The sequence below is a fragment of the Lactiplantibacillus modestisalitolerans genome (assembly GCF_005405425.1).
Taxonomy (GTDB): domain Bacteria; phylum Bacillota; class Bacilli; order Lactobacillales; family Lactobacillaceae; genus Lactiplantibacillus; species Lactiplantibacillus modestisalitolerans.
On the sequence record NZ_BJEA01000002.1, the window covers coordinates 18,338 to 38,416 of the forward strand.

Consider the following 20,079-nt stretch of genomic DNA (forward strand, 5'->3'; position numbering starts at 1 on the left):
GGCTATACAGCATGGCAAAAAAGTTATTTGATTACCAACTAGATGAAACGGTCGACGGCTACTTTTTATTAAAGGATTCGGAAGTGCGGATTGCGAAAAACGGTAAAAAATTTTTGGCGATTAATTTCCAGGATACCTCGGGTGAAATTTCGGCCAAATTTTGGGACGCTAGCGACCAGGACGTTGACCACTTTCAGGCCGGGCGGGTGGTGCACCTGCACGGTAAGCGCGAAAATTATCAGGGCAACCCGCAGATCAAGATTCAACAGATGCGCCTAACGCACGCGGGTGAGCCGCAGGACGTGCAGCAGTTCGTGGAACACGCCCCGCTAAATTCCGATACGATGCAGGAAGCTATCAATCAGTACGTGTTCGCAATTACGGAACCCAACTGGAACCGGATCGTGCGCCGGCTGCTGACAAAGTACCACGACGACTTCTTTAATTATCCGGCGGCTAAGAAAAACCACCACGCCTTTGCGGGCGGTTTGGCGTACCACACTTTATCCATTTTGAAGTTGGCGCAGGCGGTCAGTGAACAGTACCCGCACGTTAACCGGGCGCTACTGTACGCCGGTGCGATTTTACACGACATGGGCAAGACGATTGAAATGTCCGGGCCGGTTTCAACGACGTACACGTTGGCTGGTAACTTAGTTGGGCACATCGTTTTGATTGACGAGCAGATCGTGGAAGCGTGCCAGCAACTCAAAATTGACGAACAGTCGGAATCGGTGTTGCTACTACGGCACATGATTTTGGCGCACCACGGGCTATTGGAATACGGTTCGCCGGTGCGGCCGCACATCATGGAAGCGGAAATTTTACACGATTTAGACGAACTCGACGCGTCGATTCAGATGATGCAGACGTCGATTGGTCACGCCGAACCCGGCACGTACACGGAACGGATCTTCGCGATGGACGGTCGCAACTTCTACCGGCCACTGCACGACGCCACTAAGGGCGACCAGCCCGAACAAGGGGATTAAAGTTCGCCGAAGCGCCAGCGGCCGTTCCGCGCGGTTAGGCGGTTAGCGCTTCGGTTTTTTTACGGGGGCGAGACAATGCAAAAATTAATGCCAATCGCAGTCACCGACATTGCGACGAACATCGCGCGGCAGCCGGCGTTCATGACGATCGTGCTGAACCAGCATAAATATTCGACGGCGCGCAAGAAGACCCCGTTCATTTTAAAGGCCCTCAACGAGGGGGCCGCCGCCCACGGCCGGTTAACGATTGCGCCGAACCGGCTGACGTTGGCCGACGAGTACGGCGTGACGTTTCAAACGCTATTGCCGGTGCCGACGGCGATTACTGGGGTGCGGTTGGGATTATACCGGGCGAAGGTGCACCAGCTGGGTCCCGGAGCACGCCACCACGCGCACTACCGCTTAATGCTGACGCTTGCGACACCCAGTGCGACTTACCGGTTGTTAAATACCGATTTAAGCGTAATTCCGGCGTTGGTGGCGTGGGCGCAGGAATTTTCGTTGGCGTTGGAAGACCCGCTGAATTTGGCGGCCCAAACGTGGGATTGGCGCCAGTTAACGGTGCCCCAGTTTGAGCAGTTGACCCGCGGAACGGCGTACTTTGCGTGGAACCAGACGATTGGGGCGCCGTTGGGGACGGCGCAGCGGGTTTGAGCTGTCCGAAGTACTAGTAAGAAATGCATTATTTAAAGTTTAATACTGAGTAAATCAGCCTGCGGGACGGGGCTTTCTAAACATAGGATGGCCTGGCTTCTTTTGAGGCTGATTTTTAATCTAGTTTTAAGTAAAAAATGAGTGTTGTTTTTACAAGCAACATGTTATTCTATTAACACCGAAGCAACTAATAAAAAGTGGCTAAATGTGAAATTGAGAATGCTGATTTGACGGGCTTCTGTTAGTGTATTCCCCGCAGGCGCGGGGGTGATCCCGGTTTGTTGACGTTCGTCGATACCGTGGGAACGTATTCCCCGCAGGCGCGGGGGTGATCCCCAAGCGGAGCAGTTGAATAAGCAAACAGCCTGGTATTCCCCGCAGGCGCGGGGGTGATCCCATGATCGCCCCAGATATTGGCAGTGATCCACTGTATTCCCCGCAGGCGCGGGGGTGATCCCTTAATTGCGTTGTCCTTCATGAAGCGAACTAGGTATTCCCCGCAGGCGCGGGGGTGATCCTAAAATTATCAGGCAACGCCGGGGCGCTGTTCAGTATTCCCCGCAGGCGCGGGGGTGATCCTCGAAGGGCCGGGCGGTGAGGGTTCCGCCTACGGTATTCCCCGCAGGCGCGGGGGTGATCCTTTTTGAGCGGCGGCGCGTCTGACCCGGCCTTTGTATTCCCCGCAGGCGCGGGGGTGATCCTTTTCAAAAAGTACAACCGTAACCGGCCAATCCGTATTCCCCGCAGGCGCGGGGGTGATCCTTGCATGTGATACAATTTAGCTAATCGTTGGAAGTATTCCCCGCAGGCGCGGGGGTGATCCTTGCCGAATCGCCGGAACTCATACTTGTATAGAGTATTCCCCGCAGGCGCGGGGGTGATCCTTCCCTTCGTCTGGAAGGTGCGTCCACTCTTTTGTATTCCCCGCAGGCGCGGGGGTGATCCCGTCGAAATGTACGACGAAGGCCGATTTTTCGCGTATTCCCCGCAGGCGCGGGGGTGATCCTATTCCAATTCTTGATCCAGAGCTAATCGTGCGGTATTCCCCGCAGGCGCGGGGGTGGAAAGCCGTACTGCAAAAAGAACGCCATCATTACCGACTCAATGTCAGTAACGATGGCGTATTTTTTTGAATGGTTAATGCTGACTAGTTAATGAAACGCAGCTACCGGCTGAAACTGTTTCTGGAAGGCAACGCAAACTAAGCTGCCGCCTATAAAATCTCGCCCACGAACTCGCCAGCCGGCAAGGTTTTAAAGTCATAGCGCTCAAAGTCGGCAACTTGCTTCGTGTACCAATGTAAACTTTCGGTAATCATTAAGTTAACGGCCTCGTCCTTTTCTTGGAGCACGACGATTGGCAGGTTACGCATCGTGGCAACGCCCAATTCGTAAGCCGTTCCCGAATCAAGGTTCTTAGCTTCAAAGTCGAGCACCGTGACGATTACGTCCGCCGCGGCAATTTGCGCCATGTCGCGCTTGAAGATTTCGGTTGCCCACGGCTTAGTGAATTGTTCGGCCTGAGCGTCCTGGTGTAGGCGCGGGGAGTAAAAGTCGCGAACAGTCGGGTTCTTTTCCAAGGCGGCTTCAAGCCGACTAACCCGGTCGACCTGCTCGGGACTGAAAAAGGGACTTGCAATGTAGATTTGAGCCATAATTTAAAAAACTCCTTCAAGGTTAATTAGCGTTGACAGATTAAGACATAGTTTACGGATTTTTCGGGGTGACGTCAACTGCAACCCGAAATTCAACCGGGGTAGAAGACGGAAAAAGTTAGAATTTGCAGGGGCTGGCGTGCTACTATTAAATAAGTAGAAAGATACTGGTAGTCTAAACAGGCTGCCAGTCAGGGGGCGGTTAGATGCAACGAAAACAGGTAGTCACTAGTCTCGGAATCATTCTGGTGGCGGTCAACATGCGGTTACCAATTACGGCGATTCCACCAATCATGGCCCAGCTTCAGCAAGCGACCGGCTTGTCGGCCACGATGGCGGGCTTGCTGACGTCCATTCCGCTACTGACGTTTGCGGTTGTTTCGACCGCTTTTACCAAACTGAGTCGGCGCTTCGGGCACGTCCCGGTGTTATTGACGGCTTTTCTGATCCTTACCGGGGGCTCGCTTTTGCGGATTATGCCGCAGGTGGCGCCGCTCTTGCTGGGAACCCTGCTGATTGGGCTGGGAATTGACGGTGGCAACGTAATTTTACCGGCGATTATTAAGGATCGTTTGCCCGAGCGGCCGACGTTTGGGGTGAGTCTGTACACGACTTCGATGGTGTTGATGAGTTCGCTGGCGACCGGGGCGGTGGGCCTGCTGACGCAGCGGTTTTCGTTGCGAACGACGATGATTGGGCTGGCCGGCTTATCGCTGGTCAGTGTGCTGGGTTGTCTTTTATTAATGCAACCGCGTGCGGCACAAACGGCCCGTGAGGCGCAAACCGTGAAGTTACCGCAATCGGTGTGGACGGATCGGCTCGCGTGGTTGATCACGCTGTTCTTTGGGATTCAGGCGTTGCTGTACTATTCGCTGGTCACGTGGTTACCGAATATTTTTGAAACGGCTGGGTATTCGGCCGTGACCGCTGCCATGCTGGTGACTTTGCTCCAACTTGCCTGCCTTGTATGTGCCTTCGTGACCCCTTGGTTTGCTAAGTCAACTAACGGTAAGCGTTGGCTATTATGGGTGATTGGGGTGGGCTTTACACTCGCCCCCCTGGGTATTTTGTGGCCGAGTCACGTCCTCTGGTACGGGGTGACTTTAACGTTGTTAATGGGCGTTGCGTCCGGGTTTTCATTTAACTTAGCGGTCATCTTTTTCACGCAGAAAACGCGCAACCCGGCCGAAACGGTCGAGGTGTCGGGAATGGCCCAAACGTTGGGCTACCTACTGGCGGCGGGCGGACCGTTTAGCTTTGGATTACTTAAGAGTAGCGGGGGTAATTGGACGAGCACCCTCATTATTTGTGGGGCCTTCGGCGCCTTGATTACGCTGGTTGGTATCTTGATTGAGCGGCGGCAGCATATTTTTAGTCGTTAAAGAAGTTAGCATCCGTTTTGACTATTAACATTAGACATATAGGGGACTGTGACGAATGTCACAGTCCTTTTTTACGTATTTTTACATAATATAACATTTATGATTAAATGCTTGGACGGTTGAACGAATTAAGCTATACTAACATTGTTAACCCCGTTAAGTAAAAATGGGGTCAACCATTAAATCAGAATGCGAGTCGGGAGCGCCTGATGAACCCGCCTGACTCGATAGGGGGATTTAAGATGATCTTAATTCGAAACGGCTTTTTAGTAATTTCGGCAATTGGCTTTTTCGCATGTTTAGGTTGGTTTATGACCTTTCAGTTTCAGCGCCGTCGTTCGGTCACGTTAAGTAATCGTTCCGCCAAGTATCAGTTTTATCTACTGGTGCCGCTATTAAACGAGGCTGAAAGTGTTTTGACGACGGTCGCGCAGCAACTTCGAATCTTGGATGCGCTGGCGCCACAAATTACACCACACTTGGTGTTGATTAACGATGGCTCAACGGATGCAACGGCCGCCAACGTCGCGGCCTTACAACAAACGCAGGCCCAGCACCGGACCCGGATTGAGTTGATTCGGCGCCGGCTCCCGGAGGCTCAGCAAGGTAAGGGCGCCGCGTTGAATGCGGCGGTCGCTCAAATTAAGCGGGCGCTGCCCGCGCACGCAACGCCGGCCACGACGATTATTGGGGTAGTTGACGCGGACGGGCTGATTAGTTCGGCCGACCTGATGAAGGTTTTTCGGGCCTTTACGGCGAACCCGGTCGCCATGGTGCAAACGAACATTGCGATGACTAATCCGCGGGTCAACTGGCTGACCCGGATGCAAAACTTTGAGTTTATTGCGATCAACGCCTTTATGCAGGAAGCCCGCAACCGAATTGGGGCGGCGATTGCGAGTGGAAACGGGCAGTTCATGACCTTAGCGATGGTTTTGGATACCGGCTGGGGTGCGTCATTACTCGAAGACTTTGAGTTTACCGTGCGGGGGTTATTTAAGGGCTACCACGGCCTATTTTTACCTAACGCCGTCGTTTACCAAGAAGCGGTGACGCGGTTCAAGCCCCTTTTTCGCCAACGAATTCGCTGGTGTACGGGGTCGATGCAGTGCTTCGTGCGCTACGGACAACAAATTGTGCAGTCGCCCAAGCTGCTGTCGCGGATCAAGTGTGATTTGCTCTTGTTTTTAATCTTACCGTTTTGTGCGATGGTACTACTAATTGCGAACTTAGTTGCGCTGGGGACCCAGTTAGTTAATCTGGTGATTAGTAACCCGCATCCCGTCATATTTGCGTTTGTAATTATTATTTTACTAACCCTGCTGTTATGGACCGTCTTTGCGCTTGAATACGTGCAGACGACTGGCGTGGCCTTTCCAACGGCGGTGAAATTAAGCTGGCAAGCGGTGGGTTATAACGTCTGCTTGTCAATCGTGCCGTTCGTGGCCCTTTACAAACTTCTGAGTGGCGATCACCGTTGGGATAAGACAATCCACGCGCCAACGAGCAGTGAACCAGCGCCAGCCTGGCAGTTGCTGTCAAATAAGTAAAATTAGTCAAAAAAACGTTGCCTAAAAAAGTTGGCAACGTTTTTTAATGCTTTAAAGCTGCGGTTAGTTGGGCTAAGAAGACGGTGACTAAGTCCTGTTCAACCGCGTTAAGGGGTTTGTCAGTCGGGTAGGCGATAAAGTAGTTCAACGAAACGACGTCCAGCGGTAACGGGTAGAGGTTATACGCGTCCGGTTGGAGTGCAACGTGCACGCTATCCGGCAGTAAGGTGATGCCGAGTCCTTGCTGGGCGAGTTTTGCGATTGTTAGCGTATTCGTACTTTCAAGGACGATTTGCGGCTCGATTTTAAATTTTTGCAGCAAGTAGTCGACTTGGCGCCGAATTGACGACCCCCGCGGTGAAACTAGTAACGGGGCCTGTAATAGTTGGCGCATCGAGAGACTATCAGCCTCGAGGGTGGCCTGATTTGCCCGGTAGAGCGGCGATGTCTTGGGAATAATTGCGTAGTAACCGTCTTGACCCCGGTCACGGACGGTCAGCCCGGGCGCAACGGTTTCTGGATTTTGACCGAATAAAAAGTCAAGTTCACCGTGTAACAAACGCTGTTCGTTGCGCTCGGCGGTGTCTTCGGTCAGCTCAAGGTGAAGTTGTGGGTGGCGGGCTAAATAGGTTGGCAAGACCAGTGGCAGCAAGTAGTAACCCAAGCTGGCCAGCACCCCCACCCGGACCACGTTGTTGGTGGGAGTCGTGTACTGGCTGAGTTGTTTGGCGAAACGGTCCTTTTCACTTTCGAGGGTCGTTAAATATTGGTAATAAACGCGCCCGGCCGCCGTTAACGCTAAGGGACTGCGGTCCCGATTGATAATCGCGACGCCTAATTTTTGTTCCGTTCGTTGAATCGTTTGGGTTAAATAGGGTTGGGAAATATATAGGTCGCGAGCGGCGCGGGTAAAGTTGCCGTGCTTTAACAGCGCGTCTAAAAAACGCAACATGTTGATGGAACTTGGCTGTGGCAATGAAGCTTCCTCCTTAGTGCGATAACAATATTGCTATTATAGCATAGATAAATAAATATTTCACAATCTAGGACGCCTGCCCTAAACTAATCTTGACCACAAAATAGTGCAATTTTAAACTCATGTGATGTGGTAGATAATGTTTTTGTTATGAAGATGAACAACCTTAGAAAGGGTGTCGAACGATGAAATTAGTCGGACTCGTGGGAACCAATGCGACCCACTCGACCAACCGGCAATTGTTGCAATACATGCAACGGCACTTTGCCAACCAATCAACGCTAACTATTTGTGAAATTGCAGACTTACCAGCTTTTAACGAACCCGCTGACCGGACCGTTCCGGCTGCGGTTCAGGAACTATCAGATAAAATTGAGGCTGCCGACGGGGTGATTTTTGCCACCCCGGAATACGACCATTCCATTCCAGCCGCTTTAAAGAGTGCCATTGAATGGTTATCCTATACGACCCGCCCATTGATCAATAAACCGGTCCTAATTGTGGGTGCGTCTAACGGTGCTTTGGGCACCTCGCGTGCCCAGGCCCACCTCCGGCAAATCTTAGAAGCCCCCGAATTAAAGGCTTTGATCGTACCGAACGTTTCGTTCATGCTCGGGCACTCGCTACAAGCCTTTGACGAGCAGGGCGCTTTGATTGATCAAGCCAAAGTTGGTGAACTGGATAACGCCTTTAACGCCTTCGTTAACTTTGTAACGCTCGCTGACAAATTGCTGCCTAGCAGCCAGTTCTTTAATCAAACTAAGCAATTTTCATGGAAACAAATTACGGACGGGGAGGACTAACGATGAAATTAATTGGAATTGCCGGAACGAATGCCGCGCACTCGTTTAACCGTCAACTACTAACCTTTATGCAACGGCACTTTGAGTCGCAAGCCGAGATTGAATTACTATCCTTAGACGACGTGCCGCTCTTTAACGAATCAAATGACCAGTCGGATAGTCCCGTTATTCAGCGCTTTAACCAAAAAATTGAAGCGGCCGACGGGGTAATTATTGCGACGCCCGAACACAACCATTCCATTCCGTCCGCTTTGAAGAGCATTCTTGAATGGTTATCGTTTAAATTACACCCACTGGATGGTAAGCCGGTCATGATCGTCGGTGCGGCTTACAGTGTGCAAGGTTCGTCGCGGGCCCAACTGCATTTACGGCAGATTTTAGACGCACCAGGCGTTAACGCCATAGTAATGCCTGGTTCCGAATTTTTACTGGGACGGGCGCAGGATGCGTTCGACGATCAGGGCAACCTAAAGGTAAGTGGTACCGTGGACTTTTTGGATAGTTGCTTTGCGAAGTTCCAAAAGTTTGCGCGGATCGCTGCTGAATTGAACGTTCCGGATGCCGTGAGCTACCAGCCAGGGACTTACGACGTGACGGCGGTTGGTCATAACGGCGAGTTGCCGATGGCGGTTACCTTGTCCAAGGATCGAATTGAAAAGATCGATATTGATACTTCGACCGAAACGGAAGGCATTGCGGACGTGGCCTTTGAGCGAATCCCGAAGGAAATTATTGATGGTCAGACGCTGGCCGTTGACGCGATCTCCGGGGCTTCGATTACTAGTAATGGGGTCATTAACGGGGTCGCTCAGGCGATTAAGCAGGCCGGAGCCAACCCCGACGCTTTGAAAAAACAACGCACAACCGCTAAGACAACTGAACCAGCCGTCCACGAAATCACGACTGACGTGGCAATCGTGGGCGCCGGTGGGGCCGGCTTAACGGCGGCTGCCAAGGTTTTGCAGGCAGGTAAACGCGCCCTCGTGCTTGAGAAGTTCCCGTCCGTTGGTGGCAACACCGTCCGGGCTGGGGGCCCAATGAATGCGGCGGATCCTGATTGGCAAAGTCAATTTGACGCCATTCCGGGTGAAAAGCACACGTTGCAGGCGCTAGCGTCAATTGACGAGGCCACGATTGACCCCGAATACTTGGCTGATTTCCAGCAATTAAAGGCGGAAATCAAACGCTACCTCGAACAAACGGATGGTCAAACGGGCTACTTGTTTGATTCGAAGCTGTTGCACCGGATTCAAACTTACCTGGGTGGTAAGCGGCGTGATTTAAAGGGCCATAAGATTTATGGTCAGTACGATTTAGTCAAGGAATTAACGGATAACGCGCTTGATTCCGTAAAATGGTTGGAAAGTATCGGGGTTCAGTTTGATAAGAGTCAGGTCACGATGCCGGTTGGGGCCATTTGGCGTCGCGGGCATAAGCCAATGGGCGACCTCGGCTTTGCTTACATTAAGACCCTCAAAAAGTTTGTCAACGATAATGGCGGCACCATCATGACTGAAACCGACGTTCAGCAGTTAACGACGAGTGACGGCCAAATTACGGGTGTGCTCGCTAACGGACCTCAGGGTGAAGAAGTCGTTGTTCACGCCAAGGCCGTTATTCTGGCGTCCGGTGGTTTTGCAGCGAACACCAAGATGCTCCAACGTTACAATACGTACTGGACGGCGATTGATGACGACATCAAGACAACTAACTCGCCAGCTATGACTGGTGACGGAATTAAGCTTGGAACCCGGGTGGGGGCCGATCTCGTTGGGATGGGCTTCTCACAAATGATGCCGGTCTCTGATCCGGAGACTGGGGAGCTCTTCAGTGGCTTGCAAGTGCCACCGCAGAACTACGTGATGGTCAACCAACAGGGTCGCCGATTCGTCAACGAATACGGTAGCCGGGATGAATTGACCCAGGCGGCCATCGATAATGGGAGCCTGTTCTACTTGATTGCGGATGATGAAATCAAGAAGACTGCCTACAACACGACCCAGGAAAAAATTGATCAGCAAGTTGCCGCCGGTACGCTCTTTAGAGCTGACAGCTTGGCCGACCTCGCCAAGCAGATCAAGATGGATCCCGCCGCGTTAGAACAGACGATTGCGGATTATAACCGCTACGTCGATGCGGGGGACGACCCTGAATTCCATAAGAACGCCTTCGACCTTAAGGTCCAAGTGGCGCCGTTTTACGCGACGCCCCGGAAGCCAGCGACCCACCATACGATGGGTGGTTTGAAAATCGATACCGGCGCACGCGTCTTAAATGCTGGTGGTCAAACCATTAACGGGTTATACGCTGCTGGGGAAGTTGCTGGTGGGATTCACGCCGGTAACCGCCTAGGCGGGAACTCGTTAGCTGACATTTTTACGTTCGGTCGGATTGCGGCGGAAAGTGCGCTGACGGATCGCGTTTCTGAAGATTAGCTTTAATGAAAAAAATGAATGTGTATTAAGTTCGAGCGGTGAGCCGCGGCTTGGTCATAAGCTATTGACTAAGGTGGTGAAACTGCTTGGGTAAGGGCCAACTCGTCTTTGAGTGGGTCCTTTTTAATTTTATGAAAATGACACAATGATTATAAAATGGTGATTGACACGTTAGAATCGTACGCCTATCATTAAATAATGCTAAGAATTAAAATCTTCTTGTATACGATTAGAAACTTGAGTTGGACTTAACCGGGGTGATCATCGTTTAGCCTGGTTAAGTTTTTTTATGAGTACGGTTGGTTGAAGCAATCGTTGCGGTAGCACGCAAGAAGACAGCAACGTGAGGGGATGACGGATCATGAGCCATATTAGGAAAAATACGATTTACATCTATGCGTTTTGGGGGGCCTTATTTTTTGAGCGTTCCATTTGGATTAACTACTTACAGCACCAGCGATTTACGACGATTCAAATTGGCTTGTTACAAACGTTACTGACCCTAGCCATGTTTGTTTGTGAGTTACCTTCGGGCGTCTTGACGGATCGGTTAGGGCCTAAAAGGACGATGAATTTAGGCCATGTTTTGATTATTGTCTATTTATTATCAATGTTACTAGCGGTTAATTATGCGAGTTTGATCGTTGGGTTTCTTGCTTATGGGGTGGGGCTATCGTTAATTTCTGGTAGTGATCAGACCTTACTGTACCAATTTCATCCCGAGGAAAACTATCAACATAAGATTGGTATCTTTGAAGCCATTACAATTATTGGGTTAGCGCTTAGCTCGTTACTTGGTGGCTACCTGACGACGATTGCGTGGTCGGCTATTTTTGTGATTGGCATCGTAACTCAGCTGGGGTCCATGATTTTACTGGGGCTCATTAAAGTTAGTCCGAGTTCGGCGGACCAGCCCGTAAACGAAACACAATCAATCAAACAGTTGCTAGCGACATTGTTAGCCACGCTTAAAATGCGGCATATTCGCTACTTGGTACTGACTGCCGCCTTGTTTGAAGGTTCGATATCGGTTCTAATTAACTTTGCACAGTTATTATTTTCGGCAAAACATTTTTCGGCGTACGCGGCAGCCGTTATTTTAACGGTCGCAACCGGCTTTTCGGCGGTCGCGTCAGTCATGTTGGAAAAGATTTCGCTTAAAATTGGGACTAAGCGTTCAATTATTACCTTTTTTATCGTGACGATGCTGATGTTTCTGCCGTTATTTAGTGGTGCGTTCACGTGGGTTATTGTTGGTTTCTTGATGATGCAGTTTAGTTTTGAGTTCGTTGACGTGGCTTTGAACGCGGTGATTCAAGACCTTGCTAACGATCGAATTCGGACGTCCTTGATTTCCAGTGTTAACACGCTGACGGCGGGATTGATGTTTGTTGAAACGATGTTGGTTTCGGGCTTATTTTCCAAGTTTGGTGTGACTAACGCCTTCATTGTATTTGGGGTGGTCACGACGTTACTGGCACTACTCCTGTATGGGGGCTTTTTGAGGACGTCGAAAAGTGCGTAGTGTAATAGCGCAAGTGCCTAAATGAATTTGAGCTCAGTTGTAAAATGGAGATTAAATTAAGATCGGAGATTTAGGGTCGTGTACAATCCCTGAATCCCCGATCTTTGATTTTTCGTCACAATTTCTTACCACTTGCTTAATAACCGTTAGTTATACTTGAAAATAAGCAACAAGTATTTCACATTGTAAACCAATGTCGGTATACTTGTGAAATCGGTAAATGTTACTGCTTTAAATTGTGATTGGAGTATCCTTGTTGTATAAAATAAAACGAATAATAATGACCATTGTTACGGGTGCACTGCTCTTCGTCGCGGGCGTTGGGGTTAATCAAGCCCAGTCCGTATCGGCCAATGACTGGCAGGCGGGGTGGCAGACGGTGCGCAAACACGTCAACTGGTTTGCACGCTTAACCGATTTAGACCAGTTGACCTTGCAAACTGATGTGAAACAAACCAGTAGTTCTAAACAAAGCGGGAACACCGTGAAAGACGCGACCAGCCAAACTCCGATTAACTCGTTAGTTGACGGGGCGGGGCTTAAGCGGACGTACTATTACCAATTTGGCGCCAACGTGACCCCGAAAGTGAAGCGCGCGTTTTTGGCCGCCATTCAGACTTATAATCAGACCGGTATTGTTAAGTTAGTGGCGGGAAAGGCACCACTGGGTCAAAATCAACTGACTTTAGGGACTTACCATCAGACGTACAGTTCGGGAACGGTTGAGCTGGGGCACGGTGGCCCGGAAGTCAGCCAAACCGTTTGGAACGGGGGCAACCCAACTAACCACGGAACGGCGAAGCTCAACACGGCCTATTTGGGTAAGCAAACCGAGGCAGTTGCGGTCCACGAAATTGGCCACGCCCTTGGTTTATCGCATAGTAGTGACCAATCGTCAGTGATGTACCCAGTCGAGCAGGGAACGGCCAAATTGACGACGGCGGATCTAACAGCGTTACGGCAGATTTATACTAATGGTTAATAATGACAGGAATGGGTTTTTACCAAAGAACGACTATGTGCTGGAAATGACTAGTGCTGGTCGTTTTTATTGTATTTAAGGGGGACAATCTACTAGATTATGGAGCACTAAACGCGTTTTTAGCTGTTTGAGCGGTCTTCATGCGGTATGATAGAAGCAAAATTAAGTGGATCAGTGAATTAGCCAAAATACCACTAAGGAGGACTTCCAAATGCCAACCCCCAAAATCTATCAGATGACCTTTAAACAAATTTATGAGGCCTACGTCAATAAAGTGACCCGTAAAGCGCGTTCCGAAGCCGATTTACGCCAAGTAATTTACTGGCTGACTGGCTATTCGGATGCGACTCTGAATGCGCAGATTGAGAGCGGTGTGACTATGGCAGCCTTTTTCGAGCAAGCACCAGCGTTGAATCCCCGTGCGGATGCGGTAACGGGAGTGATCTGTGGTGTACGGGTTGAAACTATTACAGAGCCACTGATGCGTAAAATTCGGATCTTGGATAAACTGGTTGATGAATTGGCGCGGGGGTGGTCGTTAGAGAAGATTAGGCGGTAGGTGTTGCCATGTAGCCAAAACGTGCGCCAAAAGTCAGCACACTCTTGATTAACACTGAGCAAGCGTCACACCAACAATGAAAACGGTTAAAATTATTGTTCACAATCCCACAAAAGGCGTATACTAGTTAGAAATGAGTACGGAGGCATTGATGATGGATGAAGAAAAAATTTGTCAGCAATTTGATCAGGTCGTGCGGCAACTTCGCGGCCAGCAACGCTTAGCTTTTAACCAATTTTGGCAGGCGTTTGTGGACGCGCACTTAGCTGATTTGATGACGAAGTATGATTGTACGGACGTTTACGAACTGGCGACCCACCATCCGCAAGTTTATCGCGAGTGGATTGCCCAGATCAAAATGGCGCTATACCGCCACGGGGTTGATGAACAGGGCTGGCAGCACTTAAGCTACGATGAGGCGGGAAACTTGCACATTCAACGCGAACAACAAACCTTAATGATTCCAATTGAGGCTTAGTAAAGCAGTGATCTAGCCAGACGGCCGGGTCACTTTTTTGTATCGGTGCTGGTCACGCGTTCAATTGCGCCATTATGGGGATTGCGGTTGGCGCAATTTAATTATAGGTGGTTAGATTGTTAACGTGCAAAATTGCACAAAGTGGATTGACAGTGGCTTGCGAGACTTTTATACTAAAGGTAAAGGTTAACAGTTGTCGTGTTCGCTTGACCGCTATCTTGTGATTTTATTATCATAACGATTAGCGGCCGCAATTTTAGGAGGTTATCGCAATGAGTGAGTTTCATTTTAACGTTGATCAACAAGAAACTTTGACGTACGGGTCAGCTACGGCTCCGCATAAGTTAGTCGCCGTCTTAAACTTAGGGTGTACCGCATCGCAAAAATGGTGGTTGGCGAACCAAGCGGAACTATTGAAAGCTGCTGACCAGGGCCAATTAGTACTCCACTTGAAGTTCTGGAACAAAAAGAAGACGGCCCTGACTAACGGTAACATCGCCCAGGAATTCATTGATTACAATGACCCTGAAACGGCGTTACGGTACGTGGATGCCGTCTTTAACAATCAAGCTATTTTACGCTCATACGACTGCGAAGACGTCCCCGCATACTTAGAAAAGCGCTTTGGGGTTCGGCCATACGCCCACGCTGAACAGGTTAAGCACCGGGTGGCTCAACAAACCTTCCAAAACGAAATTGCGACCGTCCCAACTTTGATTTACGATGATCAAAAATTCACTGGCGACCAGTGGGCAGACCGGGAAGCCGTTTTAAATTAACAAATTAGTAGGCACATTAAGCAAAGCACCCCACGAGCAATGGCTCGTGGGGCGTTTTTTATGGATTTATGTTCGATAGTGTTGATCTGCTAATTAAATTTTCAATCAATTCGCTGTGACTGCCGAAATAAGCAAACGAGATTAAGTCAATTTAATTGAGTAGCCGCTGCTGGCGGCAATCGCAACATCACTGGTATTAAAAACGGGCGCGCCAGCAAATTGCTAGGCGCGCCCGTTAAGCCTTAATTTGATTTAATTAGAACTCGTTGAAGAGGAGGTTGAAAGGTATGATGATAAGATATCCTTCAAATCATTATCCTTAATTGAAACGTTCCCGCCCTTCAAGACTTTTGAAACGACGTTATGCAAGACGGTTGAATCGCTCATATCGTTATCCCAAATTTGTTCCTTCAGGTCCTTGGTATGATCAGACATCTTACCCTTACCAGGGTTCTTGATCATCCGAATGATTTCGTAACCGTTGCTCGTCTTAACTGCGGAAGTCGTGTATTCACCGTTCTTCAACTTGAACGCCGCACTCAAGAATTTCGATGAGTAGCTAGTGTTCGTGTTGTCGAAAGCGGCCAACTTACCACCATCGTTCTTAGTCGTGGTGTCAGATGAATACTTCTTCGCCAGTTTCGTAAAGTTAGCTTGGCTGGAGTCCTTCTTCAAAGCATCGAGGACTTCGTTAGCTTTGTCTTCTTTGCTGACCAAAATGTGTTGAACTGTAACTTTTGGTTCGTAAGACTTCCATTGCTTCTTCAACGTTTTGTCGGTAATTTTAACCTTGTCTTTAACCGCTTCGCGAAGCAATAAGTTTGAACGGAGTTGTTCCTTAAAGCTCTTGGCCGTTAACCCGTTTTGCGTTAAGACGGTTGAGAAGGAGCTACCGTATTGGGACTTATAAGTCTTGTATTGCTTGTCAACGGTTTTGCTGGAAACCTTTGAGCCGTAATCTTTTTCAAGAACTTTGTTCAGGATCATTTGTTGTAAGACTTGCTTACCTGAAGAGGTTCCCTTCATACTACTGTAATACTGACTTTCGGTAATTTTACCACCAGAAGTCGATGCCACTGTCTTGCTACCACAGCCGGCCAATGTAAAGGCCATCAAGACACCAGCGAGGGCGATTAGCCATTTTTTCATTCCGAAAACACATCCTATTCTTGAAATCGTTCTGCTCTCACAGACTTACCAGACTACTATACCATATCTAAACGGCTCCCTGCATAACTAGCGAAATCTTTACAAAATTTTCAGAGAATTCACACGCGCTTCATAAAGCGGTAATAATCAGGCTTGCTAATTTACATTGTAAAGCGATTGTGAAGAAAGTGCACTGAAACGCGAACGACCAGCCGTGATAAGTAGGCCGTGGTGGGCGATTAAGGCCGGGGGGCGGTTTGCGTTCTTCCTTTATATTGCTGAATTAAAAAACTCCCGCTAAACGGGAGTCGGGGGACTATTTTGACTGCGGATGGGCGCCCAGTTTATCGAGGGTTGCTTGCAAGTGATCACCATGTTTTTTAATCAGTGCGAGGTGTGGTTCGATATTAAACTGGAATTTTTCAATGTCGGTTTGAATATCGTCGAGCACTTCGGCCGCGTGGGCAAACTGCACGCTGAGGTTACTGTTTGCGTCGCTTAAATCTTCTTTGGCCGTTTGCAGATCGTCCACGGCGTCGAGCACTTCTTGCACGTAGCTCTTAATATCGTGATAAACCGCTTTAGGCGTCTTTTGATTGACGAGCATGTAGGCCGTGGCGCTAAGCCCCAGTCCAATTAAACTATTGCGAATAAATTTAGCCATCTGGCAGTGCCTCCTAGTGGTTCAATTGCGCCTTGATTGCGTTTTGCAATTGAGTATAGTCGGTTTCATCATACTTCTTAGCGTTGTCCTTGAAAATCATCCGGAAATCGTCTTTATCGCTATAACGCGGAATCAAATGGAAGTGGGAATGGAAGACCGACTGGTAAGCCACGGCCCCGTTATTATTAACGATATTCATCCCAATGATCCGTTCGTCGGAAGCCTTAATGGCGCGTGCAATTTCGGGAATCCGGGCAAACACGATGCTAGCGAGGTCGCGGTCGTAGCCAAAAATATCCGCAACGTGGGTTTTGGGAATGACTAACGTGTGGCCGGGGGTGCCTTGTGAAATATCGAGGAAGGCCTTCACAACGTCATCTTCGTAAATCGTGTAACTCGGGATGTCGCCCTTTACAATTTTACAAAAAATACAATCATCATCAAATTTCGGATCAAAAGCTGCCATTAGATAACCTTCTTTTCTTTGAATTTGCTTACATTATACACTAATGTAAGCGGATGATTCAAAAGCCCGGTCGCAAGCGGGGGCTGACTTAAAAAGTCCGTTAACGCCTATGCTATAATAGAGAAACTGAAAACACACGGAAAGAGGTTCACGACATGGCACTAGCGATCAAGCACCTCGTAGGTGGCTATTCACAAATCCCAGTTTTAAAAGATATTAGTTTTGAGGTTCAACCCGGTGAGCTGGTTGGTTTAATCGGCTTGAACGGGGCGGGTAAATCAACCACAATCAACCATATTATTGGTCTGCTAACCCCGATGAAGGGCTCAATTGAGTTGAACGGGCAAACGCTGGCGGCTAATCCGCAGGCTTATAAGGCTCAAATTGCCTACATTCCTGAAACGCCGATTTTATATGAAGAATTAACTTTAAAAGAACATTTAGAAATGACCATGCTGGCATACGGGCTTGACCAAACGCAAGCCTGGAAACGCGCGCACGAACTATTAAAAATTTTCCGGCTCGATAATAAACTGAGCTGGTTCCCGGCGAACTTTTCCAAGGGGATGAAACAGAAAGTTATGATCGTGTGTGCGTTTTTAACGAACGCCAAGTTATTTATCATCGACGAGCCGTTTTTAGGGCTGGATCCCTTAGCGGTTCACGACTTACTCGCGCTCATTAAAGAAGTAAAAGCTCAGGGGGCCGGGGTCTTAATGTCAACGCACGTCTTGGACACGGCTGAAAAGGCCTGTGACCGCTTCGTTTTGCTCCATTCGGGTGAGGTGCAGACGCAGGGGACCTTTGCAGAAATTCGGGCGGCCTACCCAGATGCTGGCGCGTCCTTGAACGATATTTACTTAGCATTGACTGGGGTGACCCGCGATGAATGAGCTTTATCATCAACGTTTAGGCCGGCACTTGCAGCGGATGCTCCGTTACTTACGGTTAGTTTTTAATGATCACTTCGTCATTGCGCTAATGTTCTTTGTCGGCGGGCTTGGTTTGGCCTATTCGAACTGGCTGAAGACGGTTGGCCCTCATGATCAGTGGTTGCTCGTGGTTTTAGGGGGCATCCTCCTACTTGGAAGTCGAATCGGTCGAATTGCCACTTTAATTGAACCGGCTGATACGGTCTTTTTGTTACCACGGGAACGAGATTTTCATCAGTACCTAGCCCGCGCTTGGCGTTATAGTTGGGGGTTGGCGCAGTTAGTGCAATTGGCACTCGTGATTTTAGTGATGCCCCTCTTTGTCCTGATTACCCGTGCTAGCGGGTGGGCGCTGGTGGCACTAGTCGGCTTGCAACTGGCCATTAAAGACTATCAGCTCACTTTAGCGATGATTAAACTGTACCAAGTTGACGGCGCGTTTTCGGGACGCTATCGGCGTCATCCGCGGTTGGCGCCTTGGTCAACTTTGACCAGCTGGCTGGTCAGTGGCCTGCTCCTAGTGCTCGGACTAGCAGTCAGTCCCTGGTTGGGATTCGCCGTGGCCGTTATCGTTGCGCTCGTTAGCCGGGGGTTGTTCCGGCGGCTTTGGCCGCAAAGTACCGTTGCGTGGCGCGCAGACGTTACACTCGAAGCTAACCGGATGCTCGGCATTTACCGGTTCTTTAACCTGTTTACCGACGTCCCAATGGTGCAGGGAAGCGTTAAACGGCGGCGTTACTTAGATTGGGTGCTACGCTGGCTTCCGAAAAATCAGCAGCACGCGTTTAGCTACTTGTTTGGTCGCGGGATGCTTCGCGGCACTGAATTTAGTGGGCTGGTCGCACGGCTAACGATTATCGGGGCCATTCTGCTGTATTTCAGCGGTCACGGCTGGTTAGCAATCGGTCTCGACGTACTTTTTCTCTACTTAATTGGGTTTCAATTGTTGCCGTTTTATAAACGATACGATAATATAGTTTTTACGCATATTTATCCATTAAGCGCAAAGCAACGCTTACGAAACTTTCAACGCTTACTAACAATTGTCTTAACGACGACGGCCATCATCTTTATTTTGGCGGTGGCGTTAAGTAACGCGCCGTTAGTTCAAGTCGGGATTTTAGGGGTCGTTAACCTGATTGAAATCTATCTCTTAGTTGCGTGGTATGCCAAAATGCGATTGGCTTGAAACGTTGACGTAACAAGGGTTAAAAAGGACTTGACGTGCGCGCATTTGGTCTATAAAATGTGATTGTTAAGTATGTTGAATAAGTAAATTTTTTTGAGAGGAGTGGGGCTGATGGATTTCGAACTTGATGATGGCTGGGACGTTTATCCAATCTACGGAAATACGAACAAGGCTTTCATGGGCAAAAAAAATCACCAACGATTATTCTTAAAACGAAACGCCTCGCCGTTTTTAGCGGCGCTGTCGATGGAAGAAATTACCCCGCGATTGATTTGGACGAAACGCATCTCCAGTGGAGATACGTTGACGGCCCAAGAATGGCTGAATGGTCAAACTTTAACCAAGCAACAAATGCGGCTGCCTGAAGTGGCGCATTTATTGGCACGTGTGCACAATTCCAAGTTGCTTCATCGAATGTTAACGAAGGTCGGCGGACAGGTCGTCCGACCAACCGACTTTATCCAACAGTATCTCAGTGAACTACCATCTGATTTGCGCCAGCATCCGTTGATGGCCGCAATTCTGACCGAACTACAAAGCAACTTACCAACGCTCCCGACGGCCGATTACCGGGTCTGTCACGGCGATTTAAATCATAAGAATTGGTTACTATCTGACCACCACCAACTATACTTGGTCGACTGGGATTCCGCCCGGTTTGCTGATCCGGCTTCCGACATTAGCATGTTGCTCTGTGAGTACGTGCCACTAGCGGGTTGGCAACAGTGGTTCAAACAGTATGGTGAGACCATGACGACTGCGTTACGGCAACGGGTCGCCTGGTATGCCAAGGTTAATTTATTACTAAATATCAAAGATAATTATTATCGGAGTCAGTATCACCAAATGAACCATGAAATTATCTTTTTACAAAAGTTATCGCAGTACGAAGTTTAATAGTGAATATCCT

At 49.1% G+C, this 20,079-nt stretch carries 19 protein-coding genes and 1 CRISPR repeat array; of the genes, 14 read left to right on the forward strand and 5 right to left on the reverse strand.

Annotated features, from left to right (window positions below; genetic code table 11):
- The first annotated feature begins 11 nt into the window (after positions 1-11).
- Together FFM79_RS01500 and FFM79_RS01505 are read left to right on the forward strand one after the other, a co-directional pair.
- Positions 12-992, forward strand: coding sequence for a 3'-5' exoribonuclease YhaM family protein (locus tag FFM79_RS01500; protein ID WP_137641702.1), 981 nt, complete (start codon positions 12-14; stop codon positions 990-992).
- A 75-nt stretch (positions 993-1,067) separates the two neighbouring features.
- On the forward strand, positions 1,068-1,646 hold the full coding sequence (locus FFM79_RS01505) for a hypothetical protein (RefSeq protein ID WP_137641703.1): 579 nt from the start codon (positions 1,068-1,070) through the stop codon (positions 1,644-1,646).
- A gap of 246 nt (positions 1,647-1,892) precedes the next feature.
- A CRISPR array of direct repeats spans positions 1,893-2,713; the repeat unit is 28 nt; unit sequence GTATTCCCCGCAGGCGCGGGGGTGATCC.
- Positions 2,714-2,859: 146 nt separating this feature from the next.
- On the opposite strand, the gene FFM79_RS01510 is transcribed toward FFM79_RS01505, so the two are convergent.
- A complete protein-coding gene (locus tag FFM79_RS01510; protein ID WP_137641704.1) occupies positions 2,860-3,300 on the reverse strand; it encodes a nucleoside 2-deoxyribosyltransferase in 441 nt (146 codons plus the stop codon).
- 206 nt (positions 3,301-3,506) lie between these two features.
- Here FFM79_RS01510 and FFM79_RS01515 point away from each other — a divergent pair, with 206 nt between their 5' ends.
- Together FFM79_RS01515 and FFM79_RS01520 are read left to right on the forward strand one after the other, a co-directional pair.
- The gene (locus FFM79_RS01515; RefSeq protein ID WP_137641705.1) at positions 3,507-4,682 is read left to right on the forward strand and encodes an MFS transporter; all 1,176 of its coding nucleotides are present in this window, start codon (positions 3,507-3,509) and stop codon (positions 4,680-4,682) included.
- 242 nt (positions 4,683-4,924) lie between these two features.
- On the forward strand, positions 4,925-6,232 hold the full coding sequence (locus tag FFM79_RS01520; RefSeq protein ID WP_170177345.1) for a glycosyltransferase family 2 protein: 1,308 nt from the start codon (positions 4,925-4,927) through the stop codon (positions 6,230-6,232).
- Between the two features lie 43 nt (positions 6,233-6,275).
- Here FFM79_RS01520 and FFM79_RS01525 read toward each other — a convergent pair whose 3' ends face one another.
- A complete protein-coding gene (locus FFM79_RS01525; RefSeq protein WP_137641707.1) occupies positions 6,276-7,208 on the reverse strand; it encodes a LysR family transcriptional regulator in 933 nt (310 codons plus the stop codon).
- A gap of 185 nt (positions 7,209-7,393) precedes the next feature.
- On the opposite strand from FFM79_RS01525, the gene FFM79_RS01530 reads away from it, so the two are divergent.
- The 7 genes from FFM79_RS01530 (at position 7,394) to FFM79_RS01560 (ending at position 14,769) form a co-directional block, all read left to right on the forward strand.
- Positions 7,394-8,011, forward strand: a complete 618-nt coding sequence (locus tag FFM79_RS01530) for an NADPH-dependent FMN reductase (protein ID WP_137641708.1) — start codon at positions 7,394-7,396, stop codon at positions 8,009-8,011.
- 2 nt (positions 8,012-8,013) lie between these two features.
- The gene (locus FFM79_RS01535) at positions 8,014-10,446 is read left to right on the forward strand and encodes a flavocytochrome c (RefSeq protein ID WP_137641709.1); all 2,433 of its coding nucleotides are present in this window, start codon (positions 8,014-8,016) and stop codon (positions 10,444-10,446) included.
- Positions 10,447-10,807: 361 nt separating this feature from the next.
- On the forward strand, positions 10,808-11,971 hold the full coding sequence (locus tag FFM79_RS01540; protein WP_137641710.1) for an MFS transporter: 1,164 nt from the start codon (positions 10,808-10,810) through the stop codon (positions 11,969-11,971).
- A 280-nt stretch (positions 11,972-12,251) separates the two neighbouring features.
- Positions 12,252-12,953 carry a M57 family metalloprotease gene (locus FFM79_RS01545; protein ID WP_137641711.1) on the forward strand — a complete coding sequence of 234 codons (702 nt, stop codon included), beginning with the start codon at positions 12,252-12,254 and terminating at the stop codon, positions 12,951-12,953.
- Positions 12,954-13,164: 211 nt separating this feature from the next.
- Complete coding sequence (locus FFM79_RS01550) at positions 13,165-13,512, forward strand: DUF2200 domain-containing protein (RefSeq protein WP_137641712.1); 348 nt, start codon at positions 13,165-13,167, stop codon at positions 13,510-13,512.
- A gap of 154 nt (positions 13,513-13,666) precedes the next feature.
- Complete coding sequence (locus FFM79_RS01555; RefSeq protein ID WP_137641713.1) at positions 13,667-13,990, forward strand: hypothetical protein; 324 nt, start codon at positions 13,667-13,669, stop codon at positions 13,988-13,990.
- A gap of 272 nt (positions 13,991-14,262) precedes the next feature.
- Positions 14,263-14,769, forward strand: coding sequence for a thioredoxin domain-containing protein (locus FFM79_RS01560; RefSeq protein WP_137641714.1), 507 nt, complete (start codon positions 14,263-14,265; stop codon positions 14,767-14,769).
- A 252-nt stretch (positions 14,770-15,021) separates the two neighbouring features.
- Here FFM79_RS01560 and FFM79_RS01565 read toward each other — a convergent pair whose 3' ends face one another.
- The 3 genes from FFM79_RS01565 to FFM79_RS01575 form a co-directional block, all read right to left on the reverse strand.
- Entirely contained in the window at positions 15,022-15,918 is an 897-nt protein-coding gene (locus FFM79_RS01565) for a peptidylprolyl isomerase PrsA (protein ID WP_137641715.1), read from the reverse strand.
- A 316-nt stretch (positions 15,919-16,234) separates the two neighbouring features.
- Entirely contained in the window at positions 16,235-16,582 is a 348-nt protein-coding gene (locus tag FFM79_RS01570) for a hypothetical protein (RefSeq protein WP_137641716.1), read from the reverse strand.
- A 13-nt stretch (positions 16,583-16,595) separates the two neighbouring features.
- Positions 16,596-17,048: an HIT family protein gene (locus tag FFM79_RS01575; protein ID WP_137641717.1), complete on the reverse strand. Its 453-nt coding sequence runs from the start codon at positions 17,046-17,048 to the stop codon at positions 16,596-16,598.
- 155 nt (positions 17,049-17,203) lie between these two features.
- Here FFM79_RS01575 and FFM79_RS01580 point away from each other — a divergent pair, with 155 nt between their 5' ends.
- From FFM79_RS01580 to FFM79_RS01590, 3 genes are all read left to right on the forward strand, one after another.
- Entirely contained in the window at positions 17,204-17,941 is a 738-nt protein-coding gene (locus tag FFM79_RS01580) for an ABC transporter ATP-binding protein (protein WP_137641718.1), read from the forward strand.
- Positions 17,934-19,169 (forward strand): ABC transporter permease, encoded by a 1,236-nt coding sequence (locus FFM79_RS01585; RefSeq protein WP_137641719.1) that lies wholly within the window; start codon positions 17,934-17,936, stop codon positions 19,167-19,169. Before FFM79_RS01580 ends, FFM79_RS01585 begins: the two co-directional genes overlap by 8 nt.
- A gap of 111 nt (positions 19,170-19,280) precedes the next feature.
- On the forward strand, positions 19,281-20,066 hold the full coding sequence (locus FFM79_RS01590; protein ID WP_137641720.1) for a phosphotransferase family protein: 786 nt from the start codon (positions 19,281-19,283) through the stop codon (positions 20,064-20,066).
- Positions 20,067-20,079: the final 13 nt, after the last annotated feature.